At 56.5% G+C, this 21854-nt stretch carries 15 protein-coding genes; 9 read left to right on the top strand and 6 right to left on the bottom strand.

Going from position 1 to position 21854, the window contains the following annotated elements; all coding sequences use genetic code 11:
• Positions 1-205: 205 nt before the first annotated feature.
• Positions 206-2119: a bifunctional 5-dehydro-2-deoxygluconokinase/5-dehydro-2-deoxyphosphogluconate aldolase gene (gene iolC / locus BM323_RS22615; RefSeq protein WP_008107939.1), complete on the bottom strand. Its 1914-nt coding sequence runs from the start codon at positions 2117-2119 to the stop codon at positions 206-208.
• A gap of 549 nt (positions 2120-2668) precedes the next feature.
• Here iolC and iolD point away from each other — a divergent pair.
• The 3 genes from iolD to iolE all read left to right on the top strand — a co-directional run bounded on the left by iolD (position 2669) and on the right by iolE (position 6770).
• Complete coding sequence (gene iolD / locus BM323_RS22610; RefSeq protein ID WP_008107938.1) at positions 2669-4603, top strand: 3D-(3,5/4)-trihydroxycyclohexane-1,2-dione acylhydrolase (decyclizing); 1935 nt, start codon at positions 2669-2671, stop codon at positions 4601-4603.
• Between the two features lie 191 nt (positions 4604-4794).
• The gene (locus tag BM323_RS22605) at positions 4795-5808 is read left to right on the top strand and encodes a bifunctional inositol 2-dehydrogenase/D-chiro-inositol 1-dehydrogenase (RefSeq protein ID WP_008107937.1); all 1014 of its coding nucleotides are present in this window, start codon (positions 4795-4797) and stop codon (positions 5806-5808) included.
• 65 nt (positions 5809-5873) lie between these two features.
• Positions 5874-6770 carry a myo-inosose-2 dehydratase gene (gene iolE / locus BM323_RS22600; RefSeq protein ID WP_008107936.1) on the top strand — a complete coding sequence of 299 codons (897 nt, stop codon included), beginning with the start codon at positions 5874-5876 and terminating at the stop codon, positions 6768-6770.
• Positions 6771-6847: 77 nt separating this feature from the next.
• On the opposite strand, the gene glpD is transcribed toward iolE, so the two are convergent.
• Entirely contained in the window at positions 6848-8356 is a 1509-nt protein-coding gene (gene glpD / locus BM323_RS22595) for a glycerol-3-phosphate dehydrogenase (RefSeq protein ID WP_008107935.1), read from the bottom strand.
• A 351-nt stretch (positions 8357-8707) separates the two neighbouring features.
• Here glpD and glpE point away from each other — a divergent pair, with 351 nt between their 5' ends.
• The 5 genes from glpE (at position 8708) to malQ (ending at position 15429) form a co-directional block, all read left to right on the top strand.
• Positions 8708-9034 carry a thiosulfate sulfurtransferase GlpE gene (gene glpE / locus BM323_RS22590; protein WP_008107933.1) on the top strand — a complete coding sequence of 109 codons (327 nt, stop codon included), beginning with the start codon at positions 8708-8710 and terminating at the stop codon, positions 9032-9034.
• A gap of 32 nt (positions 9035-9066) precedes the next feature.
• A complete protein-coding gene (gene glpG / locus BM323_RS22585; RefSeq protein ID WP_036649351.1) occupies positions 9067-9891 on the top strand; it encodes a rhomboid family intramembrane serine protease GlpG in 825 nt (274 codons plus the stop codon).
• Positions 9892-9933: 42 nt separating this feature from the next.
• Positions 9934-10692 (top strand): DeoR/GlpR family transcriptional regulator, encoded by a 759-nt coding sequence (locus tag BM323_RS22580; protein ID WP_008107931.1) that lies wholly within the window; start codon positions 9934-9936, stop codon positions 10690-10692.
• Positions 10693-10918: 226 nt separating this feature from the next.
• Positions 10919-13324 carry a maltodextrin phosphorylase gene (gene malP, locus BM323_RS22575; RefSeq protein WP_008107930.1) on the top strand — a complete coding sequence of 802 codons (2406 nt, stop codon included), beginning with the start codon at positions 10919-10921 and terminating at the stop codon, positions 13322-13324.
• 50 nt (positions 13325-13374) lie between these two features.
• Complete coding sequence (gene malQ, locus BM323_RS22570) at positions 13375-15429, top strand: 4-alpha-glucanotransferase (RefSeq protein WP_008107929.1); 2055 nt, start codon at positions 13375-13377, stop codon at positions 15427-15429.
• A 39-nt stretch (positions 15430-15468) separates the two neighbouring features.
• Here the strand turns inward: malQ and nfuA are convergent, their stop codons facing one another.
• Together nfuA and gntX are read right to left on the bottom strand one after the other, a co-directional pair.
• Positions 15469-16044, bottom strand: a complete 576-nt coding sequence (gene nfuA, locus BM323_RS22565) for a Fe-S biogenesis protein NfuA (RefSeq protein WP_008107927.1) — start codon at positions 16042-16044, stop codon at positions 15469-15471.
• Positions 16045-16102: 58 nt separating this feature from the next.
• Entirely contained in the window at positions 16103-16780 is a 678-nt protein-coding gene (gene gntX / locus BM323_RS22560; RefSeq protein WP_008107926.1) for a DNA utilization protein GntX, read from the bottom strand.
• Positions 16781-16815: 35 nt separating this feature from the next.
• On the opposite strand from gntX, the gene bioH reads away from it, so the two are divergent.
• Positions 16816-17586, top strand: coding sequence for a pimeloyl-ACP methyl ester esterase BioH (bioH, locus tag BM323_RS22555; RefSeq protein ID WP_008107924.1), 771 nt, complete (start codon positions 16816-16818; stop codon positions 17584-17586).
• Here bioH and BM323_RS22550 read toward each other — a convergent pair.
• Both BM323_RS22550 and BM323_RS22545 read right to left on the bottom strand, forming a co-directional pair.
• The gene (locus BM323_RS22550; RefSeq protein WP_091004320.1) at positions 17570-19255 is read right to left on the bottom strand and encodes an alpha-amylase family glycosyl hydrolase; all 1686 of its coding nucleotides are present in this window, start codon (positions 19253-19255) and stop codon (positions 17570-17572) included. The two genes, bioH and BM323_RS22550, sit on opposite strands and share 17 nt — an antisense overlap.
• A gap of 116 nt (positions 19256-19371) precedes the next feature.
• Positions 19372-21696 (bottom strand): Tex family protein, encoded by a 2325-nt coding sequence (locus tag BM323_RS22545; protein ID WP_036649348.1) that lies wholly within the window; start codon positions 21694-21696, stop codon positions 19372-19374.
• Positions 21697-21854: the final 158 nt, after the last annotated feature.

Genomic DNA, 21854 nt, shown 5'->3' with positions numbered 1-21854 from the left:
GCTATAGTACCAGATGGATGGAAAATTTCATTTGTTTGACATCATCGTGACGCTTATTTCATCGGTTTATGAAATGCCTCACAAAAAGAGGGGCAAACAGGGCGGGAGTTATGCTGTTACCAGGTCGCCATTTATGGCGACCTGAACAAGGTGCGTGACAAAAAAACGGCCCATCAGGGCCGCTTCATTGTCATCTAACGCATCGTTATCCGCGCACAGCGCGCCAGTAGCCGATCAAACGCAGGTAGTTACCTTTCACGGTCTCAATCAGCGCCTTATCATCCAGCTCGCCTTGCAGCCATTGGCGTGATGGCTGGCCGAAGATGGTGCGACCTACTGCGAAACCCTTCACCCACGGCGCTTGCGCGGCGGCGGCGAAACCGGCTTTCAGTGTCTCTTCCGGCGCATCAAGGCCCAGCAACAGAATGCCGCGACAGTGCGGATCGTTCTGTTCGATCAGCCCGCTGATCGCCTGCCAGCTCTCGGCAGACAGCGGCGGCAGTTTCCACCAATCCGGCTGAATGCCAAGGCTGTAGAAGTGGCTCAGCATGTCGTAATAGTAAGATTCATGACGGTCCGGATTGCTCTCCGGCAGAATCAGTTCCAGCAGCAGTTCGTGCCCGCTCTTGTTACAGCCATTCCACACATCGAGAACCAGATCATCCTGCTCTTTACGCAGCTCAGCGCTGTCGTGCGGATGGTAGAACACCAGGCATTTCACTACGTGCTCGGCCGGCCAGTCGACCAGCTGCGAGCCGATGTTGCCGTGCTCCAGGCGCAGCGGACGTGAACTTGGCAGTTCAATCGGACGCCCAATCCACCAGTTTTTACCTGTAATCGCGTTCAGCGCTTTCTGGCCGTAAGTGGTATCCGCGAGGATGCCGCTCTTCTCATTCAGACCGGCTTCGTTAGCCGCTTCTTCTGCGGCACGCAGCAGCAGCAGTTTCAATTGTGGAATGCGCTCTTCGCTGACGCCTGCTTCGCGCGCCATATCAGCCAACTGCTTGCGATGGTCGAAGGCGAAGACATTCAGCTCAGGCCACTGCTGTTTACGCGTGGTAACGCGATGCAGGTGATTGAGACGCGCATCGAGATCCGGACGTTTCACGTCTTTATCGCGACTGAGGAAATCATCCAGCTCTTCTTTGGTTGGCATCGCTGGTGCGCAGCCGTGGCGCGACACTACCAATGCGCCACAGGCGTTGGCGTAACGGCATGCTTGCTCCCAGCTCTCATCGTTCAACCAGCCGCGCAGCAGGCCAGACATAAAGGCATCGCCCGCGCCCAGCACGTTGAGCACTTCTACTCGCACGCCGCTCTGCAGTTTGGTCTGTTCCCAGCTATCCGGGATCTCGCCCTCAAACACCACGCAACCCAGCGGACCGCGTTTGCACACTAATGTGGCCTGGCTCGATTTACGCACATTTTTCAGCGCAGTCAGCGTGTCGGTGCTGCCGCCGGCGATATGGAACTCTTCTTCCGTTCCGACCACCAAATCGAAATAGTGCAGCACTTCCTGCAGCTGTTGCGTCACTTCGCCTGATTCAATGAAACGCGTTTCGCCGTCGCCGAGGGAAGTCAGTCCCCACAGCACCGGACGATAATCGATATCCAGCGCGGTGCGCAGGCCGTTGCGTTTGGCGATATCCAGCGCTTTCAATACTGCGGCGCGCGTTTGTGGATGTGACAGGTGCGTGCCGGTGACGGCGACCGCACGTGAAGAGGTAATGAACTCTTCGTTAATATCTTCCGGCACCAACCCCATATCGGCGCAGTTGTCGCGGTAGAAGATCAGCGGGAAGCTCTCTTCATCTTTGATCCCGAGGATCACCAGCCCGGTCAGGCGATGCTTATCGGTAATCAGGCCATCGGTGTTGCAGCCCGCACGTTGCAGCTCTTCACGCAAAAAGCGGCCGTTATGTTCGTCACCTACACGCGCCAGCATCGCCGATTTCAGGCCCTGAATGGCCGTACCGTAGGCCACGTTGCCGGAAGATCCGCCGAGATATTTGTTGAAGCTGGTCATATCTTCCAGACGTGATCCAATTTGCTGACCGTAGAGGTCGACGGCGATGCGTCCGATACAAATCACATCAAGCCGCTTCTGTTGTGTACTCATACCTATTGTTTCCTTCTGTGATAAGCAGACACTGCGGGCGCTGCCGCCCAACGTCGAGCGCTTTGCTTCCGGGTTCTCAAGGTGCCTGATTGGCTTTGGTCGCAGTATGAGGAATAAAAATTCCAAATTCAATATGAAATGAAACATCCATCACGATTTTGTGAGCCAGGTAAAACTCTGACGAAGCCGCAAAGCGGTGTCGGAATCGTTGGGAGTTTCAGTGATAGTCAGGCTTGTGAGCCAGGTCTCAGGAAAGTGCTGGCGAATCAAGGAAGCTACTGAAGTGAAATGAAATTTCTTTATGACCGTCAAATGACCTTTTACTGTTCCACTTTTCCCCCTTTCGCGGCTCGCGAAGCCCACGTTTCATTGCTGAATTTGATCTCCATCGCAAAATGAAATGTTTCTTCTGTAATCGTGTTTAATGAAAAAAATATTTGTTTATAATCGCCTCACGTTTCACTTAATCCGCGGGCGCCGTGAACGGCAGTTTTTACCCGAACCGCGATGTACCTCGCCGCAGGTACCAGCATGTAAAGGAAGAAGCATATGGGCACAATCAGACTCACCACGGCACAGGCGCTGGTAAAATTTCTTGATAACCAATACCTGAACGTTGACGGCGTTGAAACCAAATTTGTGAAAGGCATTTTTGCCATTTTCGGTCACGGCAACGTGCTGGGATTGGGACAGGCGCTGGAGCAGGATAGCGGCGATCTGGTGGTGCATCAGGGCCGTAACGAGCAGGGCATGGCGCACGCCGCCATTGGCTTTGCCAAGCAGTCGCTACGTCGTCAGATTATCGCCTGTACTTCATCGGTCGGTCCCGGCGCAGCCAACATGATTACTGCTGCCGCCACCGCGACTGCCAACCGCATTCCTTTACTGCTGCTGCCGGGCGATGTGTTCGCCACGCGCCAGCCGGATCCGGTATTGCAGCAGATCGAACAGAGCCACGATCTCAGCATCAGCACCAACGACGCGTTCCGCGCGGTAAGCAAATACTGGGATCGCGTTAGCCGCCCAGAGCAGCTGATGACCGCCTGCATCAACGCTTTGCGTGTGTTGACCGATCCGGCAGAAACCGGCGCGGTGACGATTGCGCTGCCGCAGGACGTGCAGGGCGAAGCCTGGGACTTCCCGGAATACTTCTTCCAGAAGCGTGTGCACCGTCTGGATCGCCGTTTGCCAACCGCCGCGCAGTTACAAGATGCGCTGGCGCTGATTGCGCGCAAACACAAGCCGCTGATCATTGTCGGTGGCGGCCTGAAATATTCCGACGCTGGTGATGCGCTGCTGAAATTTGCCGAGCGCTTCAACATCCCATTTGCCGAAACTCAGGCCGGTAAAGGCACCATCGTTTCCGATCACCCGCTGAATGTCGGCGGCGTGGGCGAAACCGGCTGTCTGGCGGCCAACCTGCTGGCAAAAGAGGCCGATTTGGTGATTGGTATCGGTACGCGTTACACCGACTTCACCACCGCGTCGAAATGGATTTTCCAGAATCCGGATGTCAGCTATCTGAACCTCAACGTCAGCAACTTCGACAGCTACAAGCTGGATGCGGTGCAGCTGCTGGCGGATGCGCGTGAAGGTTTAACCGCGCTTGAAAGCGGTCTGCAAGGTTTCGAAAACCATTGGGGCGGCCAGATTGAGCTGTCGCAAAGCAAGCTGCTGAAAGAGACGCAGCGCGTCTATGCCGCAACCTACAACACCGACGATTTCATTCCGGAAATCGCCGACCACGCCGATCGCGAAGCGCTGTTTGCGGAGTTTGAGCGCCTGACGAAATCGGTGCTGACGCAGAGCAGCGTGCTGGGCACCTTAAACGAGCAGCTCCCAAAGGATGCGGTGATTGTCGCGGCAGCGGGCAGTCTGCCGGGCGACCTGCAACGCGTGTGGCGCACCAAAGATTACAACTCGTACCACGTTGAGTACGGCTACTCCTGCATGGGTTACGAAGTGAATGCCGCGCTGGGCGTGAAGCTGGCGCAGCCGCAGCGTGAAGTCTACGTCATGGTCGGCGATGGCTCGTTCATGATGCTGCACTCCGAGCTGGTTACGTCGATTCAGGAAGGGGCGAAAATCAACGTGGTGCTGCTGGATAACATGACCAACGGTTGTATCAACAACCTGCAGATGGAACACGGCATGGACAGCTTCACCACCGAGTTCCGCTTCCGTAATCCGGAAGGCGGCAAGCTGGATGGCGGCTTTGTGCCGGTGGACTTCGCGGCAATCGCCGGCGGTTACGGTTGCAAAACTTACCGCATCACTACGCTAGAGCAGCTTGAAGCCGCGCTGATCGATGCGCAGAAACAGACTGTTTCCGTGCTGTTCGACATCAAAGTGCTGCCAAAAACCATGGTGCACAAATACTTCAGCTGGTGGCACGTCGGCGTGGCGCAAACCTCCACCTCCGAGCGTACGCAGGAAGTGGCCGACAACCTTAACGTGCATATCGAACAAGCGCGTAAGTACTAAATCTCTTTTAGGCCGGAGCTCTCCGGCCTTGTTTAACCCTATACCCTAAATAATTCGAGATGCAGGAAGGCGGCCAACGAGAGAATCCCGATGAGCTGACTTAAGTCAGTGATTCGGGTGAACGAGAGCAGCTAACGCACCTGCATCTTGAAGTATGAAGGGGATACTTATCCGACTCTACAGGTGTAATTATGACGCTCAAACTCGGTGTAATTGGTACCGGTGCAATTGGTCAGGAACACATTCGTCGCTGCAATAACGTTTTGCAGGGTGCGAAAGTGGTGGCGGTTTCTGATATCAACGTGGAAGGCGCGCGCGCTGCGCTGCAACGTCTGAATATCGAAGCCGAGGTTTATCAGGATGGTCATCAGGTGATCAACTCACCAGACGTTGACGCCGTGCTGGTGACGTCCTGGGATCCGACCCACGAAGAGTTCACGCTGGCGGCAATCGCGGCCGGCAAACCGGTGTTCTGTGAAAAGCCGCTGGCGCTGAGCGCTGAAGGTTGCCGTCGCATTGTCGATGCCGAGATCAAACACGGTAAACGTCTGGTGCAGGTTGGCTTTATGCGCCCGTACGATTCCGGTTATCGCGCGCTGAAGAAAGTGATTACCGACGGTGAAATCGGCGAACCGCTGATGCTGCACTGCGCGCACCGCAACCAGAGCGTCGGCGAGAATTACACCACCGACATGGCGATCACCAACACCCTGATTCACGAGCTGGACGTGCTGCGCTGGCTGACGGAAGACGACTACAAAACCGTGCAGGTGGTGTTCCCGCGTACCACGTCGAAGTCTCACGCCAAACTGAAAGATCCGCAGATTGTGCTGTTCGAAACGCAGAAAGGCATCCGCATTGACGTAGAGATCTTCGTTAACTGCGCGTACGGCTATGACATTCAGTGTGAAGTGGTGGGCGAAGAGGGCATCGCGAAGCTGCCTGAGCCTTCGGCGATCCAAACGCGCAAAAACGCGCGTCTCGGTGTGCCGCTGCTGACCGACTGGAAAGACCGTTTCATCGATGCGTATGACGTTGAGCTGCAAGCGTTTATTAATGACGTGAAAGACGGCCAACTGACCGGACCTTCTGCCTGGGACGGTTTTGCTGCTTCCGTGGCCGCCGACGCCTGCCAGAAAGCGCAGAACAGCGGCGCAATCGAGCCGGTCACCATGCCGCCGCGTCCGGATTTCTACGCCAAATAACTGAGCTGTGCGCTAAATACTCCTCGGCGGCTCAGCGGCCGCCTCTGTGAATCAGGGACAACAAGATGAACAAAGACAACGTTAAACTGGCGATTGCGCCAATCGGCTGGACCAACGACGACATGCCGGAGCTGGGCAGCGAAAACACCTTCCAGCAAACCGTCAGTGAAATGGCGCTGGCAGGCTTTACCGGTAGCGAAGTGGGCAGCAAATACCCGCGCGATCCGGCGATTCTCAAGCCGATGCTGGATATCCGTGGTATTCAGATCTGCAACGCGTGGTTCAGCACTTTCTTCGCCAACGGCGATAAAGCAAAAACCATCGACGAATTCACCAACCACATGAACTTCCTGCATGCGATGGGCGCGCGCGTGATTGGTTGCTCCGAGCAGAGCAAAAGTATTCAGGGCACCACGCTGGCGGTGCTGGAGCAGAAGCCGATTTTCAGCGATGAAGAGTGGCGCTTAACGGCGGAAGGCTACAACGAGCTGGCGGAGATCGCCGCGAAGAAAGGCATGCGTTTGACGCTGCACCATCACATGGGCACCGGCATCCAGACGCCAGCCGAGATTGATCGCTTTATGGAATCGACCAATGAGAATGTTGGCCTGCTGTACGATACCGGCCACATCTACTATTCCGAAGGTTCACAGCAGGCAATGCTGGATGTGCTGACCAAATATCTGCCGCGTATTTTCCACGTGCATCTGAAAGACGTGCGCGACAGCGTGGTCGCGGAAGTACGCGAGAAATCCCTGTCGTTCCTCGATGGCGTGAAGAAGGGCACTTTCACTGTGCCGGGCGACGGCGTGATCGATTTCAAACCGGTGTTCAAAATCCTCGACGATTACGGCTACAAAGGCTGGATGGTGGTAGAAGCAGAACAGGATCCGGCGCTGGCCAATCCGTTCGAATATGCGGTGAAAGCGCGTAAGTACATCCGCGAGAATGCGGGGTTGTAAACTAGCGGGAATAAAAAAGGTCGCCATGAATGGCGACCCTACACACGGGGCGTCACTTACGACGCCCCGTTTTTATATTATGACGCTAACGACAACGCGGGTTTCTGTGCGTTAACCGCCAGCCACTCAGCAATGCGTGCCTGCTCAGCAGCGCTCAGCCACATACCTTGTTTGGTACGACGCCAAATCGCATCATCCAGCTCGCGTACCCATTCGTTTTTCACCAGGTAACGCAGCTCTGCTTCGTAGAACTCGTGACCGAAATTCTCGCCCAAATCGTCGATGCTCTTCGCGTCTGCCAGCAACTCTTCGGTGCGGCTGCCGTAAGTACGCGCAAAGTGACGCGCCATACCTTCGCTGATAAACGGATAGCGACGACGCAGACCGGCGGCGTAATCATCGCGTGAACCCGAGAAATCACCGCCCGGCAATACCGCGTTTTTGGTCCACGCGGGGCCGATGTTCGGGTAGTACTTGGTCAGTTTCTCCAGCGCATGTTCCGCCAGCTTACGATAGGTGGTCAGCTTACCGCCGAACACTGACAGCAGCGGCGCCTGGCCGTTGTCGTCATGTACATCCAGCGTGTAATCGCGGGTGATGGCCTGTGGCGAATCCGATTCGTCATCGCACAACGGACGCACGCCTGAGTAAGTCCAGACGATGTCATCTTTGCTCAGCTGCTGTTTGAAGTGTCCGTTGAACACTTTCAGCAGGTAGCTGATTTCGTTGTCATCGATCTTCACGTCTTTCGGATCGCCTTTGTACTCCACGTCGGTGGTACCAATGATGGAGAACTCGTCCATCCACGGAATGACAAACACGATACGGTTATCTTCGTTCTGTAGGATATATGCCTGCTTTTCGCGGTGGACGCGCGGCACCACAATGTGGCTGCCTTTGATCAGACGAATGCCGTACGGCGATTTCAGCTTCAGGCCATCGTCGAAGAACTCTTTTACCCACGGACCGGCCGCATTGACCAGACCTTTAGCGCGCCAGGTGTAGGTTTTGCCGGTATCAATATCTTCGGCTTCTACCATCCACAAACCGGCTTCACGCCAGGCGCGGGTCACGCGAGTGCGGGTACGCACTTCGCCGCCCTGTTTTTCCACTTCCTGCGCGTTAAGCACCACCATGCGCGCATCATCAACCCAGCAGTCAGAATATTCGAATCCGCGCGTGATCTCCGGCTTGAGGGCCGAATCCGCGCCAAAACGCAGGCTTTTACTGCCCGGCAGCGTGGTGCGTTTGCCGAGGCGATCGTACATAAACAGGCCCATGCGGATCATCCACGCCGGACGCAGATGCGGACGGTGCGGCAGACGGAAACGCATCGGGAAAGCGATGTGCGGCGCCATTTTCAGCAGCACTTCACGTTCTGCTAAGGCTTCGCCTACCAGGCGGAATTCATAGTGCTCAAGGTAGCGCAGGCCGCCGTGAATCAATTTCGAGCTGTTGGAGGAGGTTGCACAGGCCAAATCCCGCGCCTCCAGCATCAGCACCGACAGTCCGCGTCCTGCAGCGTCCACTGCAATGCCGGCTCCGTTAATGCCGCCGCCGATCACGATCAGGTCTTTGGTTTCCACGTCATCTCCTCCGATGTTCGGAATAGTTCTAAAATGTTCGTTTTCGAGCGTAATAATAATCGGAAACCAACATCGACGCCAGCGGTTAACTGAATAAAAACATTTTTGCGTGATATAGCTAACATTCCGACAGGAAAAAAATCATATAACCATAAAGGTTGTCAGGTTATCGCGGCGGCTTCTCAGGTTAAACTAGGCGCTAATTGTGTAATGCTTATGAGTTGAGCATGTTTAGGTTGCCATGAATGGCGGCCCTACACCGGGCAATCGTAGGGGCGCCATTCATGGCGACCTGGCAGCAACACCGGTAATTTTTTAACCGCTAATTGTGACCAAGTAATGAGAGACACCATGGAAACCTTCGAGTGTATTAATGTCCTGCAGGCGCAAGAGCATCTGGCACAAGGTGCGCAGCTGGTGGATATCCGTGATCCGCAGAGCTTTATGATGGGCCACGCGGCGGGCGCGCAGCATCTGACCAATGACAATCTGGCGGATTTCATCGCCAACGCGAATCAGGCATTGCCGGTGCTGGTAATGTGCTATCACGGCAACAGCAGCAAAGGCGCGGCGCAGTTCTTGCTGGGTCAGGGATTCAGCGCGGCGTACAGCATTGACGGCGGATTTGACGCCTGGCGCGCGGCATTCCCGGCGCAGGTTGCCCTCGGCGACGCCTAAGCCCATCGCATAAGGAAGGAGAGCACCGCATGATGCGCATCACCCAGTTTAACAATCCGCGCATGGCGCAGGCGTTTGTCGACTACATGGCGACACGCGGCGTGACGCTACGCATTGAGCGCGAAAGCCACTTCTTCATCATGTTGGACGATGACAGTAAGTTTGAGATGGTCGAAAACGAACTCGCGCAGTTTGTGCGCGATCCCAACCATCCGCGCTATCAGGCCGCCAGCTGGCATAGCGGCAGCACCGAAAGTGGCTTGCGTTACGAGCGCACCAACATCTGGGCGAGCATTCGCGAACGCGCAGGTCCGCTCACCATGACCATCATGGTCGCCTGCATCGCGGTGTTTATCCTGATGCAGATCGTTGGTGATGATGTGGCGCTGGATTGGCTGGCGTGGCCGGCGGACTCTTCGCAATATTTCCAGGTGTGGCGCTGGTTTAGCCATGCGCTGCTGCACTTCTCGCTGCTGCACATCCTGTTCAACCTGATGTGGTGGTGGTATCTCGGCGGTGCGGTCGAAAAGCGTCTCGGCAGCGGCAAGCTGTTTGTGATTATGCTGATCTCGGCGTTGCTAACCGGCTGGATGCAGGCCAAGTTCAGCGGCGTGCTGTTTGGTGGCTTGTCGGGCGTGGTTTACGCGCTGATGGGTTACTGCTGGCTGCGCGGCGAGCGCGATCCCGAAAGTGGTATTTATCTTGAGCGCGGCCTGATTGGCTTCGCGGTCGTATGGTTGGTGATTGGCTGGTACGGCGCATTTGGTCTGTCGATCGCTAACGCCGCGCACGTCACCGGCTTGCTGGTGGGTTTAGCGATGGCATTTGTTGATACGCGTAAGATTACGCGTCGTTAGCAGCACCAATAAAAGAAGCGGCTACGAGCCGAGGAGAGAGATGTGAAGCAGACGCAACGTCATGACGCCATTATCGATCTGGTCCGGCGTCAGGGATATGTCAGTACCGAAGAGCTGGTGGATCACTTTGAAGTCAGCCCGCAAACCATTCGGCGTGACCTGAACGACCTGGCCGATCAGAACAAAATCATGCGTCATCACGGCGGGGCGGCGCTGCCGTCCAGCTCAGAAAACACCGCATGGCAGGATCGTAAGATGATGTGGTCGGCGGAGAAAGCGCGTATCGCCGAGCGTGTAGCGAGCCAGATCCCGGATGGTGCGACGCTGTTTATTGATATCGGCACTACGCCGGAAGCGGTGGCGCATGCGCTGCTCAATCACAATAATCTGCGTGTCGTTACCAACAACCTCAACGTAGCAATTCTGCTGATGGCGAAACCGGATTTCCGCGTGATTATCGCCGGCGGTGAAGTGCGCACGCGCGATGGCGGCATCATGGGCGAAGCGACGCTGGACTTCATTTCGCAGTTCCGCCTTGATTACGGCATTCTCGGTATCAGCGGCATTGATATGGATGGTTCGCTGCTGGAGTTCGATTATCACGAAGTGCGCACCAAACGCGCCATTATCGAAAACTCACGCTGCGTGATGCTGGTGGTGGATCACTCGAAGTTTGGCCGCAATGCGATGGTCAACCTCGGCAATATGAGCCTGATTGACTACATGTATACCGATCAAAGCCCGCCGGCTAGCGTGCTGAAAGTGATTGAGCAGCACGAAGTTCATCTCGAATTGTGTTGATAGCGTGGTAAACGGTCGCCATGAATGGCGACCCTACAAAGGATTGAGTGCGTATTTATGCGCACCAGGTCGCCATGAATGGCGACCGTTCGATACCCAGCGTGCACGATTTTTTTCCTGGTACTGACATTTCCCTGTCGCTTTTTTCTGCGGCCCCAGCTTTACTTATCCTTTCACCTCTTGCGCTCGCCCCGGCTTTACCGTTAACGGACACGAAGGGATTGATATGTCGCAGCAAAAATTCAATAAAACACGTTTCGACGCCGCTCTTACCCGCCAATGGCAACATCTTGGACTCACTTCCGCTCAGCAAATGACACCGCACCAATGGTGGCAGGCGCTGAGCAGCGTGCTGGCAGAAATGCTGGCGACGCAGCCACCTGCGCCACCTAAACAAGGGCAGCGCCACGTCAACTATCTATCGATGGAGTTTCTGCTGGGGCGTTTGACCGGCAACAATTTGCTCAATCTTGGCTGGTATAACGAGGTGCAAGCCGCGCTGGCGGAACATCAGGTTGAGTTGAGCGAACTGCTGGAAGAGGAAGTGGATCCAGCACTCGGCAACGGCGGATTGGGGCGCTTGGCCGCCTGCTATATGGATTCAATGGCGACCGTCGGCCAGGCGGCGATGGGCCACGGCCTCAACTATCAATACGGCTTGTTTCGCCAGACGTTTGCCGATGGACAGCAGCAGGAAGCGCCGGATGACTGGCAGCGCGATCGCTATCCGTGGTTCCGCCATAACGCCGCGCTGGATGTGCAGGTTGGTCTCGGCGGCAAGGTCAAAGAGAATCACGATGGCAGCATCCTCTGGCGACCTAAAATTCACCTTAAAGGTGAAGCCTGGGATTTGCCGGTTGTCGGTTATCGCAACGGCATCACTTTGCCGCTGCGACTGTGGAAAGCCACTAGCGCGCAGCCGTTCGATCTCACCGCATTTAACAACGGCCAATTCCTGCAGGCTGAGCAGCAAGGCATCGAAGCCGACAAGCTGACCAAAGTGCTCTATCCCAATGATAATCATGCCGAAGGTAAGCGGCTGCGCCTGATGCAGCAATATTTCCAGTGCGCCTGCGCGGTAGGCGATATTCTGCGGCGTCATCATCTCGCCGGGCGCGCCATTCGCACTTTGCCTGATTTCGAAGTGATCCAGCTTAACGACACGCATCCCACCATCGCCATTCCGGAGATGCTGCGCGTGCTGCTGGATGAGCATCAATTGAGTTGGGACGATGCGTGGCACATCACCAGCCGCACCTTTGCGTATACCAATCACACGCTGATGCCGGAAGCGCTGGAGCGTTGGGATGAGAAGCTGGTGCGTGACCTGCTGCCGCGCCATATGTTGATTATCCGTGAGATTAATCGCCGCCTGAAAAAGGTGGTGAAGAAACAGTGGCCGGACGACAAAGCCACCTGGCAGAAGCTGGCGGTGGTGGCTGACGGTCAGGTTCGCATGGCGAATCTGTGCGTGGTGAGCTGTTTCGCCGTCAACGGCGTGGCGGCGCTGCACTCCGAGCTGGTGGTGAAAGATCTGTTCCCGGAATATCACCTGCTGTGGCCGAATAAATTCCATAACGTCACCAACGGCATTACGCCGCGCCGCTGGTTGAAACAATGCAATCCGCTGCTATCGACGCTGATCGATGACAGCTTGCAGGTTGAGTGGGCCAACGATCTTGATGCGCTGGCGTGGCTGGCACCTTTCGCCCGCAAGAAGGCGTTTCGTCAGCAGTTCCGCGACATCAAGCAGCAAAACAAGCAGCGCTTAACGCTCTACATCAAGCGCGTCACCGGCATTGATATCAATCCGGATGCACTGTTTGACGTACAGATTAAGCGGCTGCACGAGTACAAACGTCAGCACCTCAGTTTGCTGCATATGCTGCACTGCTATCGCCAGCTGCGCGATAACCCGGATAATCCCGACTTCGTGCCGCGCGTGTTCCTGTTTGGTGCCAAAGCCGCGCCCGGCTATTACCTCGCCAAAAATATCATCTATGCCATTAACAAAGTGGCGGAGGTGATCAACAACGATCCGCGCGTCGGCGATCGCCTCAAAGTGGTGTTTATCCCCGATTACCGCATCACCGCCGCAGAGCTGATGATTCCGGCCGCCGATCTCTCCGAGCAAATTTCTACCGCCGGTTATGAAGCTTCTGGCACCGGCAATATGAAGCTGGCGCTGAACGGCGCGTTAACCATTGGCACGCTGGACGGCGCCAACGTGGAGATTGCCGAAGCGGTGGGCGCGAAGAATATCTTTATCTTCGGTAACAGCGTGGACGAAGTGAAGGCGCTGAAGGCGGGCGGCTACAGCCCGAAAAAGCTGCGCAAACAGAATCCTTATCTGGATGGTTTGCTGAAGGAGCTGGAGAAGGGCAAGTTCAGCGACGGCGACAAGCACGCGTTTGACTTGATGCTGCAAAGCCTGACCAAAAATGGCGATCCCTGGCTGGTGCTGGCTGACTTTGATGCCTACATCGCCGCACAGCAGCAGGTGGAAGCGTTGTGGAAGAATCAGGAAGCCTGGACGCGTGCGGCTATTCTGAATACTGCTCATACCGGCCGTTTCAGTTCTGACCGCTCGATTCGCGATTACCAGCAGCGGATTTGGCAGGCGGCACGATAATCGATATTTCGGTCGCCATGAATGGCGACCCTACAAATTTCGGAGAAGCAATGACGCTTAACAAGCTGGATCAGGCGGCACAGGATGCCGGCATTTCGCTGCGCTTTATCAACGCTCACGGCGAGCTGGAAACCATCAGCGATGACACCAAACGCGCGCTGCTGGCGGTCATGGATACGCCAACCGGCAAAGCGCCACCGCTGCCGCCGGTGCAGGTCTTTGCCGCACGCAGCAAGCGCCAATTGACGCCACAAGGCAGCGGCACTTTTTCCTGGCAGCTACAAACCGAACAGGGCAAAAGCTTCAGCGGCGAGGTGCAAGGCGACGAACTACTGACATTGCCGCCGCGTCTATCGCAAGGTTATCACCAGCTCACGTTGCGCAAAGGCCGCCAGCAGTGGCAGACGCGCATTATCATCGCGCCGCGTCGTTGCTTTATCCCCGAATCCATCGAGCAAGGAGAGAAACTGTGGGGCGCGCTGGTGCAACTCTACACGCTGCGATCGGATGACAATTGGGGCATCGGTGACTTTGGCGATTTAGCGCAAATGCTGGAGAAGGTCGCCGATTATGGCGGTGATTTTGTCGGCCTCAATCCTTTGCATGCGCTTTATCCTGCACAGCCAGAAAATGCCAGTCCTTACAGCCCAACCTCGCGGCGCTGGCTCAACGTGTTGTATATCGACGTGAACCGGCTGGAGGATTTCCAGCACAGCGAAGCAGCGCAGCGTTGGTGGCAAATGGTGAAAACACGCCAGGCGCTGAAGCAAGCGCGCGCGGCCGAGTTTGTCGATTACAGCGCGGTGGCCGAACTGAAATTGACCGCGCTGCGCTTTGCGTGGCAGCGCTTTCAGTCTCGCGCCGCTGATGATGCTTCGTTCCAGCAATTTATCGTCGAGGGCGGCGATCATTTGCGTTATCAGGCGGCGTTTGATGGCATTCTCGCCGAGCGCAGCCAGCAACATCCCGATGAATGGGGCTGGGCAAACTGGCCGGAAGGCTGGCGCAATGCCTTGTTGCCGGAGGTGCAGCAATGGTGCGCGCAGCACGAGGATGAGATTCAATTCTGGAGTTGGTTGCAATGGGTGGCGCAAGAGCAGTTCGCCATCTGCTGCCAGATCAGCCAGCAACTTGGCATGGAAGTAGGACTATATCGCGACTTAGCGGTCGGCGTGGCGCAGGGCAGCGCGGAAACCTGGCAGGATCCGGAACTGTATAAACTCGGTGCATCCGTCGGCGCGCCGCCGGATCGTCTCGGTCCGCAGGGACAAAACTGGAGTTTGCCGCCGCTCGATCCGCATGTGATGCGCGCGCGCGGCTATCAGCCGTTTATCGATCTGCTGCGCGCCAATATGCGCGACTGCGGCGCCTTGCGTATCGATCACGTCATGGCATTGCTGCGTTTGTGGTGGATTCCCTACGGCGAAAGCGCCGATAAAGGCGCTTACGTGGCGTATCCGGTGCACGATCTGTTGGCGATCCTCGCGCTGGAAAGTCAGCGCCATCGCTGCATGGTGATCGGCGAAGATCTGGGGACGGTGCCGAAAGAGATCGTCAGCCTGCTGCGCAACAGCGGTATTTTCTCGTGGAAAGTGTTGTTCTTTGAGCAGCACGGCGATGGCAGTTACCGTCAGCCGCACGAGTATCCCGCGCAGTCGATTGCCAGCGCCAGTACCCATGATTTGCCGACGTTGGCGGGATTTTGGGGATTTAGGGATCTTTCTCTGGGGCACAAACTGGGCTTGTACAAAGAGAGCGTGTTGATTCCCTTGCTGGGACAAAGGGATAAGCAAAAACAGGCGCTATTGGATGCGCTGCATCAGATGAATACGTTGCCTGCGCGCCACAGCAAAGTGGCCAGCCGAGTGTCCTTCACGCCGGTGCTCAATCGCGGCTTCCACCGCTATCTGGCGCAAACAAACAGCGCATTACTGGGGCTGCAACCGGAAGATTGGCTGGCTATGTCCTCACCGGTCAATGTGCCTGGCACAGTGGATGAATATCCGAACTGGCGGCGCAAATTAAGCGTCACAATAGAAGAGATGTTTAGAGGAAAAGTGCCGGGCTTGCTAACTGCGGTAAATACCGGGCGCAGGAAGCGTTAGAGAACGCGCGGCAGCGTCGGGTCGCTGCCGCGTGCTAAATCAGTAGTACGAGTGTTCGCCGCGCTGGTGCTCGGTCAAATCACGCACGCCTTTTAGCTCAGGGAAGGCTGCCAGCAGCTCTTTCTCGATGCCATCTTTCAGCGTCACGTCGATCATCGAACAACCGTTGCAGCCACCGCCGAATTGCAGAATGGCGATGCCGTCATCGGTGATTTCCATCAGCGACACGCGACCGCCGTGGCCAGCCAGCTGCGGGTTAATCTGCGCCTGCAGCAGATATTCCACGCGTTCCACCATCGGCGCATCGTCAGAGACTTTACGCATTTTGGCGTTTGGCGCTTTCAGCGTCAGCTGCGAACCGAGGTTGTCGGTAACAAAGTCGATTTCTGCGTCATCGAGGTACGGTGCGCTCAGCTCATCAACATAGGCGGACAGTTTTTCGAACTTAAATTCGGTATCAGTCGCTTCTACTGCATCGGGTGGGCAGTAAGAAACACCGCATTCTGCGGTTGGCGTACCCGGATTAATGACGAATACGCGAATCTGAGTGCCATCTTCTTGTTTGGACAGCAATTTTGAGAAGTGCTCTTGCGCAGCATCAGTAATAACGATCATGGCGATTGCTCAATAGTTGACTAAATTACTTGGTTATAATACGCCCAACACCGACGCTCTACAAGGTACGGCACAGGCAACCAATGTGTACGCTGGCCGCGCCTTGCGCCAGCAGGATGCGGCTAATTTCCGCCACGGTACTTCCGGTCGTCACAACATCGTCGATAAGCAGGATATGGCGTCCGCGCACCGGCATTTCAAGGCGAAAGGCACCGCGCAGGTTCTTTTTGCGCGCGCTGGCGCTCAATGAGTGCTGTACCGCGCCGTGTCGTACACGCTTGACCCCTTCGCGATATTCACAGCACAGCCAGCGAGCCAGCGGTTTTGCCAGCAGCGCCGCCTGATTATAGCCGCGTTGCCAGGCGCGCCGACGATGCAGCGGTACGCTCAGCACCAAATCTACACGCGGCAGCCGGTAATCACGACGCATTGTTAACAATTTTAACAAAATCAGCCGCGCCAGCATCACTCTGAGTGCGGTTACGCGAGAAAACTTCAGCTGCTGCACCCAATCACTCAGCGGTGGCAGGTAATCGCTGACGCAGCTTAAGCTCTGCCACGGCGGCGGACGGCGCAGGCAGCGCCCGCACGGTTGCGTTCCACTGGCGGGTAAACCGCAGCACGGACAGAGTTCCGGCAGGCGCGGAATCTGCTGCACACAGCGGCTGCACAAACCGTGGCTGGCAATCTGTAGCGGCAGGCGGCATAGCCAACACAGTGCCGGGATTGGTAGCATAGCGACCTCCTTTTCACTTTTCCGGAGTGTAACCGATGAGTTCGCTTTACTGGCACACCACAGGCACGGGCGATCGCGATCTTGTGCTGCTGCACGGCTGGGGTTTGAACGCCGAAGTGTGGCAAAACATGATTCCGCGACTCAGCCCGCATTTTCGCCTGCATCTGGTGGATCTGCCGGGCTTTGGCCGCAGCCAGGGTTTTGGGCCGCTGACCTTAGCGGAAATGGCGCAACAGTTGTTGCCACAGTTACCCGATCGCGCGGTGCTGCTAGGCTGGTCGCTGGGTGGATTAGTTGCTAGCCAGCTGGCGTTAACCCAGCCGCAGCGCGTTGCAGCGCTGATCACGGTCGCCTCATCGCCGTGTTTTACCGCGCGTGATGAATGGCCGGGCATCAAACCTGAAACACTGCAAAATTTTCAACAGCAGCTCAGCACTGATTTCCAGCGCACTGTGGAGCGCTTTCTGGCACTGCAAACCATGGGCACGAAAAACGCACGACAGGATGCGCGTCAGTTGAAAGAGGTGGTTTTATCGCAGCCGATGCCGACGGTTGAGGTGCTGGAAGGGGGATTAGAGATTTTGCGTCAGGATGATCTTCGTGCCGCGCTCGACGATCTGCCGTTGCCGTTCCTGCGCATTTACGGCTATCTCGATGGGCTGGTGCCGCGTCGTATCGCAGAAGAACTGGATGCTCGCTGGTCAGATTCATCCTCAGTCGTGATGGAAAAAGCCGCGCATGCACCTTTCATTTCTCACCCGGATGAATTTACGCAGCTGATAATGGAGTTTACCGCAGCCACATAAACTGCCACGCAGCCAGCGTTAACGGCTGGCTGCCATCCAGCTTCTCCCCGCTAATCACATCCTGCACAAGCCGCGTCAGCGGTAACTGCGTTGTCACGTCATGGTGGCTGAGATTAAACACGCACAGCAAACCCTCTTCGCTATCCGGCTGATGGCGACGCAGCACCAGCAAGGTGTTCTCGCTCTCCAGCAGCGTCATCGGGTTATCCGGATGAAATGCGGATTGTCGCGTACGTAGCTGAATCAGTGCGCTGAGGCGTTCATATACCTGCTGACGTAGCGGGTTGCCGCCGCTGATCCACTGCTCCATCTCATGCAGATCATATTTCTGACGATTGATGGCGCGATTGTGACCGGCGGCGCGCACGCCGTCGTTATCGTTGCGCGAGCCAAGAATACTTTGGATGTAGATCGCCGGTACGCCGGGAAACGACAGCAGAATGGCGTGCGCCAGCAGAAAGCGACGCAGCCGCGTGTCATCGTCGTCGCCTTGCTGATTCAGCGCATCAAAATAGGTGACGTTGATTTCGTATGGGCTGGTGGTGCCATCAGCATTGTTCTTGTACGAGACCAGCGCGCCTTCCAGCGCTAAATCGCGCACCAGCGCCACAATCTCCACTTCCGACAAAATGCCGCGTGCCGGATTCAGTCCAATGCCGTCGTGCGAGGCAAGAAAGTTAAAGAAAGTCGTGGTGCCGCCGCCCAAATCCAGCGTGCTGGCCCACTGACGCAGCGCACGCGCCGATCCGGAATGAATGGCGTGCAGCACCAGCGGCGGCAGCGAAAACTGATACACCATTTGCGCTTCATCTTTGCCGTTGCCGAAATAGCTGATGTTGTCTTTATGCGGCACGTTGGTTTCGGTAACGAGCACCGTGCCGGGTGCGACTTCATTGGCGATGGCGCGAAACAGCTTCACCAGCTGATGCGTTTTCGGCAGGTGAATGCAGTTGGTGCCCGGCGTTTTCCACATGTAGCCGACTGCGTCGAGCCGCACATAATCCGCGCCTTTGATCAGGTAATCGAGCAGCACATCGACCATGCGAATCAGCACTTCCGGATTGCCGAAGTTGAGGTCGATTTGGTCGGCGCTGAAGGTGGTCCAGATATAGCGTGTTTCGCCGTTGGCCATTGCAAACGGCGTGAGCAGCGGCGAGGTGCGTGGACGCGTCACCGCGCTGAGATCGGTAGCCGGCGGCATGCTGATAAAGAAATCATCCCAACCGGGATCCAGCGCCAGAAAGTGCTGAAACCAGCGGCTGTGCGCCGACATGTGATTGCAGACAAAATCGAACATCAGGCGAGTTTCGCTGTGCAGCGCGCTGATTTGCTGCCAGTCGCCGCAGATCGGATTGACCTGGTGATAATCGATAACCGAGAAACCATCGTCCGAAGAGTAGGGAAAAAATGGCAACAGATGCACCAGGCTGAAAGTGGATTGCAGATGCTGCTGATAAAAACGCGAGAAGCTGGCGAGGGTTGGCTGTTCGGGTTCACGGAACTGATCGGCGTAAGTGATCAGCACCACATCTTTCTCATCCCAGTGCGCCTTGCGCGGCAGCTTTACCGTATCGCGCGCGGCACGAATGTGCGAAAGCAGGCGTTCACGTGCCGCGAGCGGAAAGCTGCCGTGATAAATCTCATCGATTAAGGCGTTGATAATATCCATTGGATCGCAGGGCCACGCGGCAGGTCATTTTTTCAAAGCGTAGATGGACGAGCAGATTTATCAAGGCGGTATGCGCGCGGAGACGGGATGTCTCCGCGCGTGTTTAAGGCAGGAACTTAACGTTTTTTGAAGGCGGCGGCGAGCGCATCACCCATGGCGCTGTTGCCCGCCGGAGCGCTGGCCGGTTTGCCACGGCCTTTGTTGTTGGCTGCCGGGCGAGCGTTTTCTTTGCCCGCGCTGCGGTTGCCGCCACGCGCATTGCTTTCGCCCGGCTGCTCGTCCAGACGCATGGTGAGCGCAATACGCTTACGCTGCATATCCACTTCCATCACCTTCACTTTGACGATATCGCCGGCCTTCACCACCTGATGAGGATCTTCAACGAACTTGTCGGAAAGGGAAGAGATGTGCACCAAACCATCCTGATGCACGCCGATATCAACGAAAGCACCGAAGTTGGTAACGTTGGTGACGGCGCCTTCCAGCACCATGCCCGGCAGCAGATCGTTAAGCGTTTCCACGCCTTCAGCAAATTGCGCGGTTTTAAACTCAGGACGCGGATCGCGGCCCGGCTTTTCCAGCTCTTTGATGATGTCTGTGACCGTTGGCAAGCCGAAGCGCTCATCGGTGAAGTCGCGTGCATTCAAATCGCGCAGACCGCCTGGATTGCCCATCAACTCATTCAGCGCCTGCTCGGTGGCGGCCAGAATGCGCTCGACCAGCGGATAGGCTTCCGGGTGCACGGTTGAGGCATCCAGCGGGTTATCGCCGTGGTTGATGCGCAGGAAGCCCGCGCACTGCTCAAAGGCTTTTGGCCCGAGGCGGCTCACCTTCAGCAGTTGCTGACGGTTCTGGAAGCGGCCATTTTCATCGCGCCAGCTGACAATATTCTGCGCCATCATGCGGGTTAAACCGGCCACGCGGGTGAGCAGCGCCACAGATGCGGTGTTGAGATCGACACCGACGGCGTTTACGCAGTCTTCCACCACCGCATCCAGCTTCTTCGCCAGCTGGCTTTGGCTGACGTCGTGCTGATATTGGCCTACGCCGATCGATTTCGGGTCGATTTTAACCAGCTCGGCGAGCGGGTCCTGCAGGCGACGTGCGATGGAAACCGCGCCACGAATTGAAACGTCGAGATCCGGGAACTCCAGCGCCGCTAGCTCGGATGCCGAATAGACCGATGCACCGGCTTCGCTGACAATTACTTTCTGCGCGTTGATCTGCGGGAACTGCTTCTGCACGTCGAGGAAGAAACGCTCGGTTTCGCGCGAGGCGGTGCCGTTACCAATCGCCACCAGTTCAACCTGATGTTTAGCGCACAACGCCGCCACGGCGGTGGCCGCTTTCGCTGCCTGGCCGGTGTGCGGGTAAATGGTATCAGTCGCGACCAGCTTGCCGGTGGCATCCACCACGGCAACTTTCACACCGGTACGCAAGCCCGGATCGAGGCCCATGGTGGCGCGCATGCCGGCAGGAGCGGCCATCAGCAGATCGTGCAGGTTACGGGCAAACACGTTGATGGCTTCATCTTCGGCGCGTTCACGAATGGTGCCCATCAATTCGGTTTCGAGGTGCAGCAGCACTTTGATGCGCCAGGTCCAGCTCACCACCGCTTTACGCCAGCTATCCGCCGGCGCGTTATTCAGGCGCAGCTTGAGGTGTTCGGCGATCAGCGTTTCGCCATAGCTTTCACGCGGGGCTTCGTCGAACTGCGGATCGGCATTCAGCGACAGCTGCAGCACGCCTTCGTTGCGGCCACGGAACATCGCCAGCGCACGGTGCGACGGTACGCCGCTCAGCGCTTCGTGGTGATCGAAGTAGTCGCGGAATTTCGCGCCTTCTTCCTCTTTACCTTCCACCACGCGTGCTACCACATGCGCGTTCTTCCACAGATATTCACGCACTTTCGCCAGCAGCGTAGCGTCTTCGGCAAAGCGCTCCATCAGGATGTAGCGCGCGCCATCCAGCGCAGCGCGCACGTCGGCGACACCTTTGTCGGCATCAACGTAGCCAGCGGCCAGCTGCTCGGGATCCTGCGATGGGTCCTGCCACAGCGTGTCGGCCAGCGGTTCCAGACCGGCTTCAATACCGATCTGTCCGCGCGTACGGCGCTTCTGTTTGTACGGCAGGTAAAGGTCTTCCAGCTCGGTTTTATTCAGCGTGCTGTTGATGGCGGTGGCGAGTTCAGGCGTGAGTTTGCCCTGTTCGTCGATGGATTTCAGAATCGACTGGCGACGATCGTCCAGCTCGCGCAGGTAACTCAGACGGCTCTCCAGCAAACGCAGCTGGGTGTCGTCGAGTCCACCGGTCACTTCCTTACGATAACGTGCGATAAACGGCACGGTGTTCCCTTCATCAAGTAAGCGAACGGCAGCATCAACCTGGTCGGCGCGTGCCTTCAGCTCACCTGCGATAATCTGGCTCAGTGAATCTTTCATCATCATTAACAATGCTTACACAGGGTTGGAAATAGCGGACAGTTATACGGAATGAGGCCGAAAATTGCCAGCCAGTGGCCCGCGAATCCGTCTTTTTCTGAATGCAGCGCGCGCAATCTTGCTGATGGTCAATCGGTCGCTTATTGTTAGCCTCTTTG

It is taken from the genome of Pantoea sp. YR525 (genome assembly GCF_900116775.1).
Taxonomy (GTDB): Bacteria; Pseudomonadota; Gammaproteobacteria; order Enterobacterales; family Enterobacteriaceae; genus Pantoea; species Pantoea symbiotica.
The sequence above is the reverse complement of the archived record's forward strand: the minus strand, read 5'-3'. Positions and strand labels throughout refer to the sequence as shown.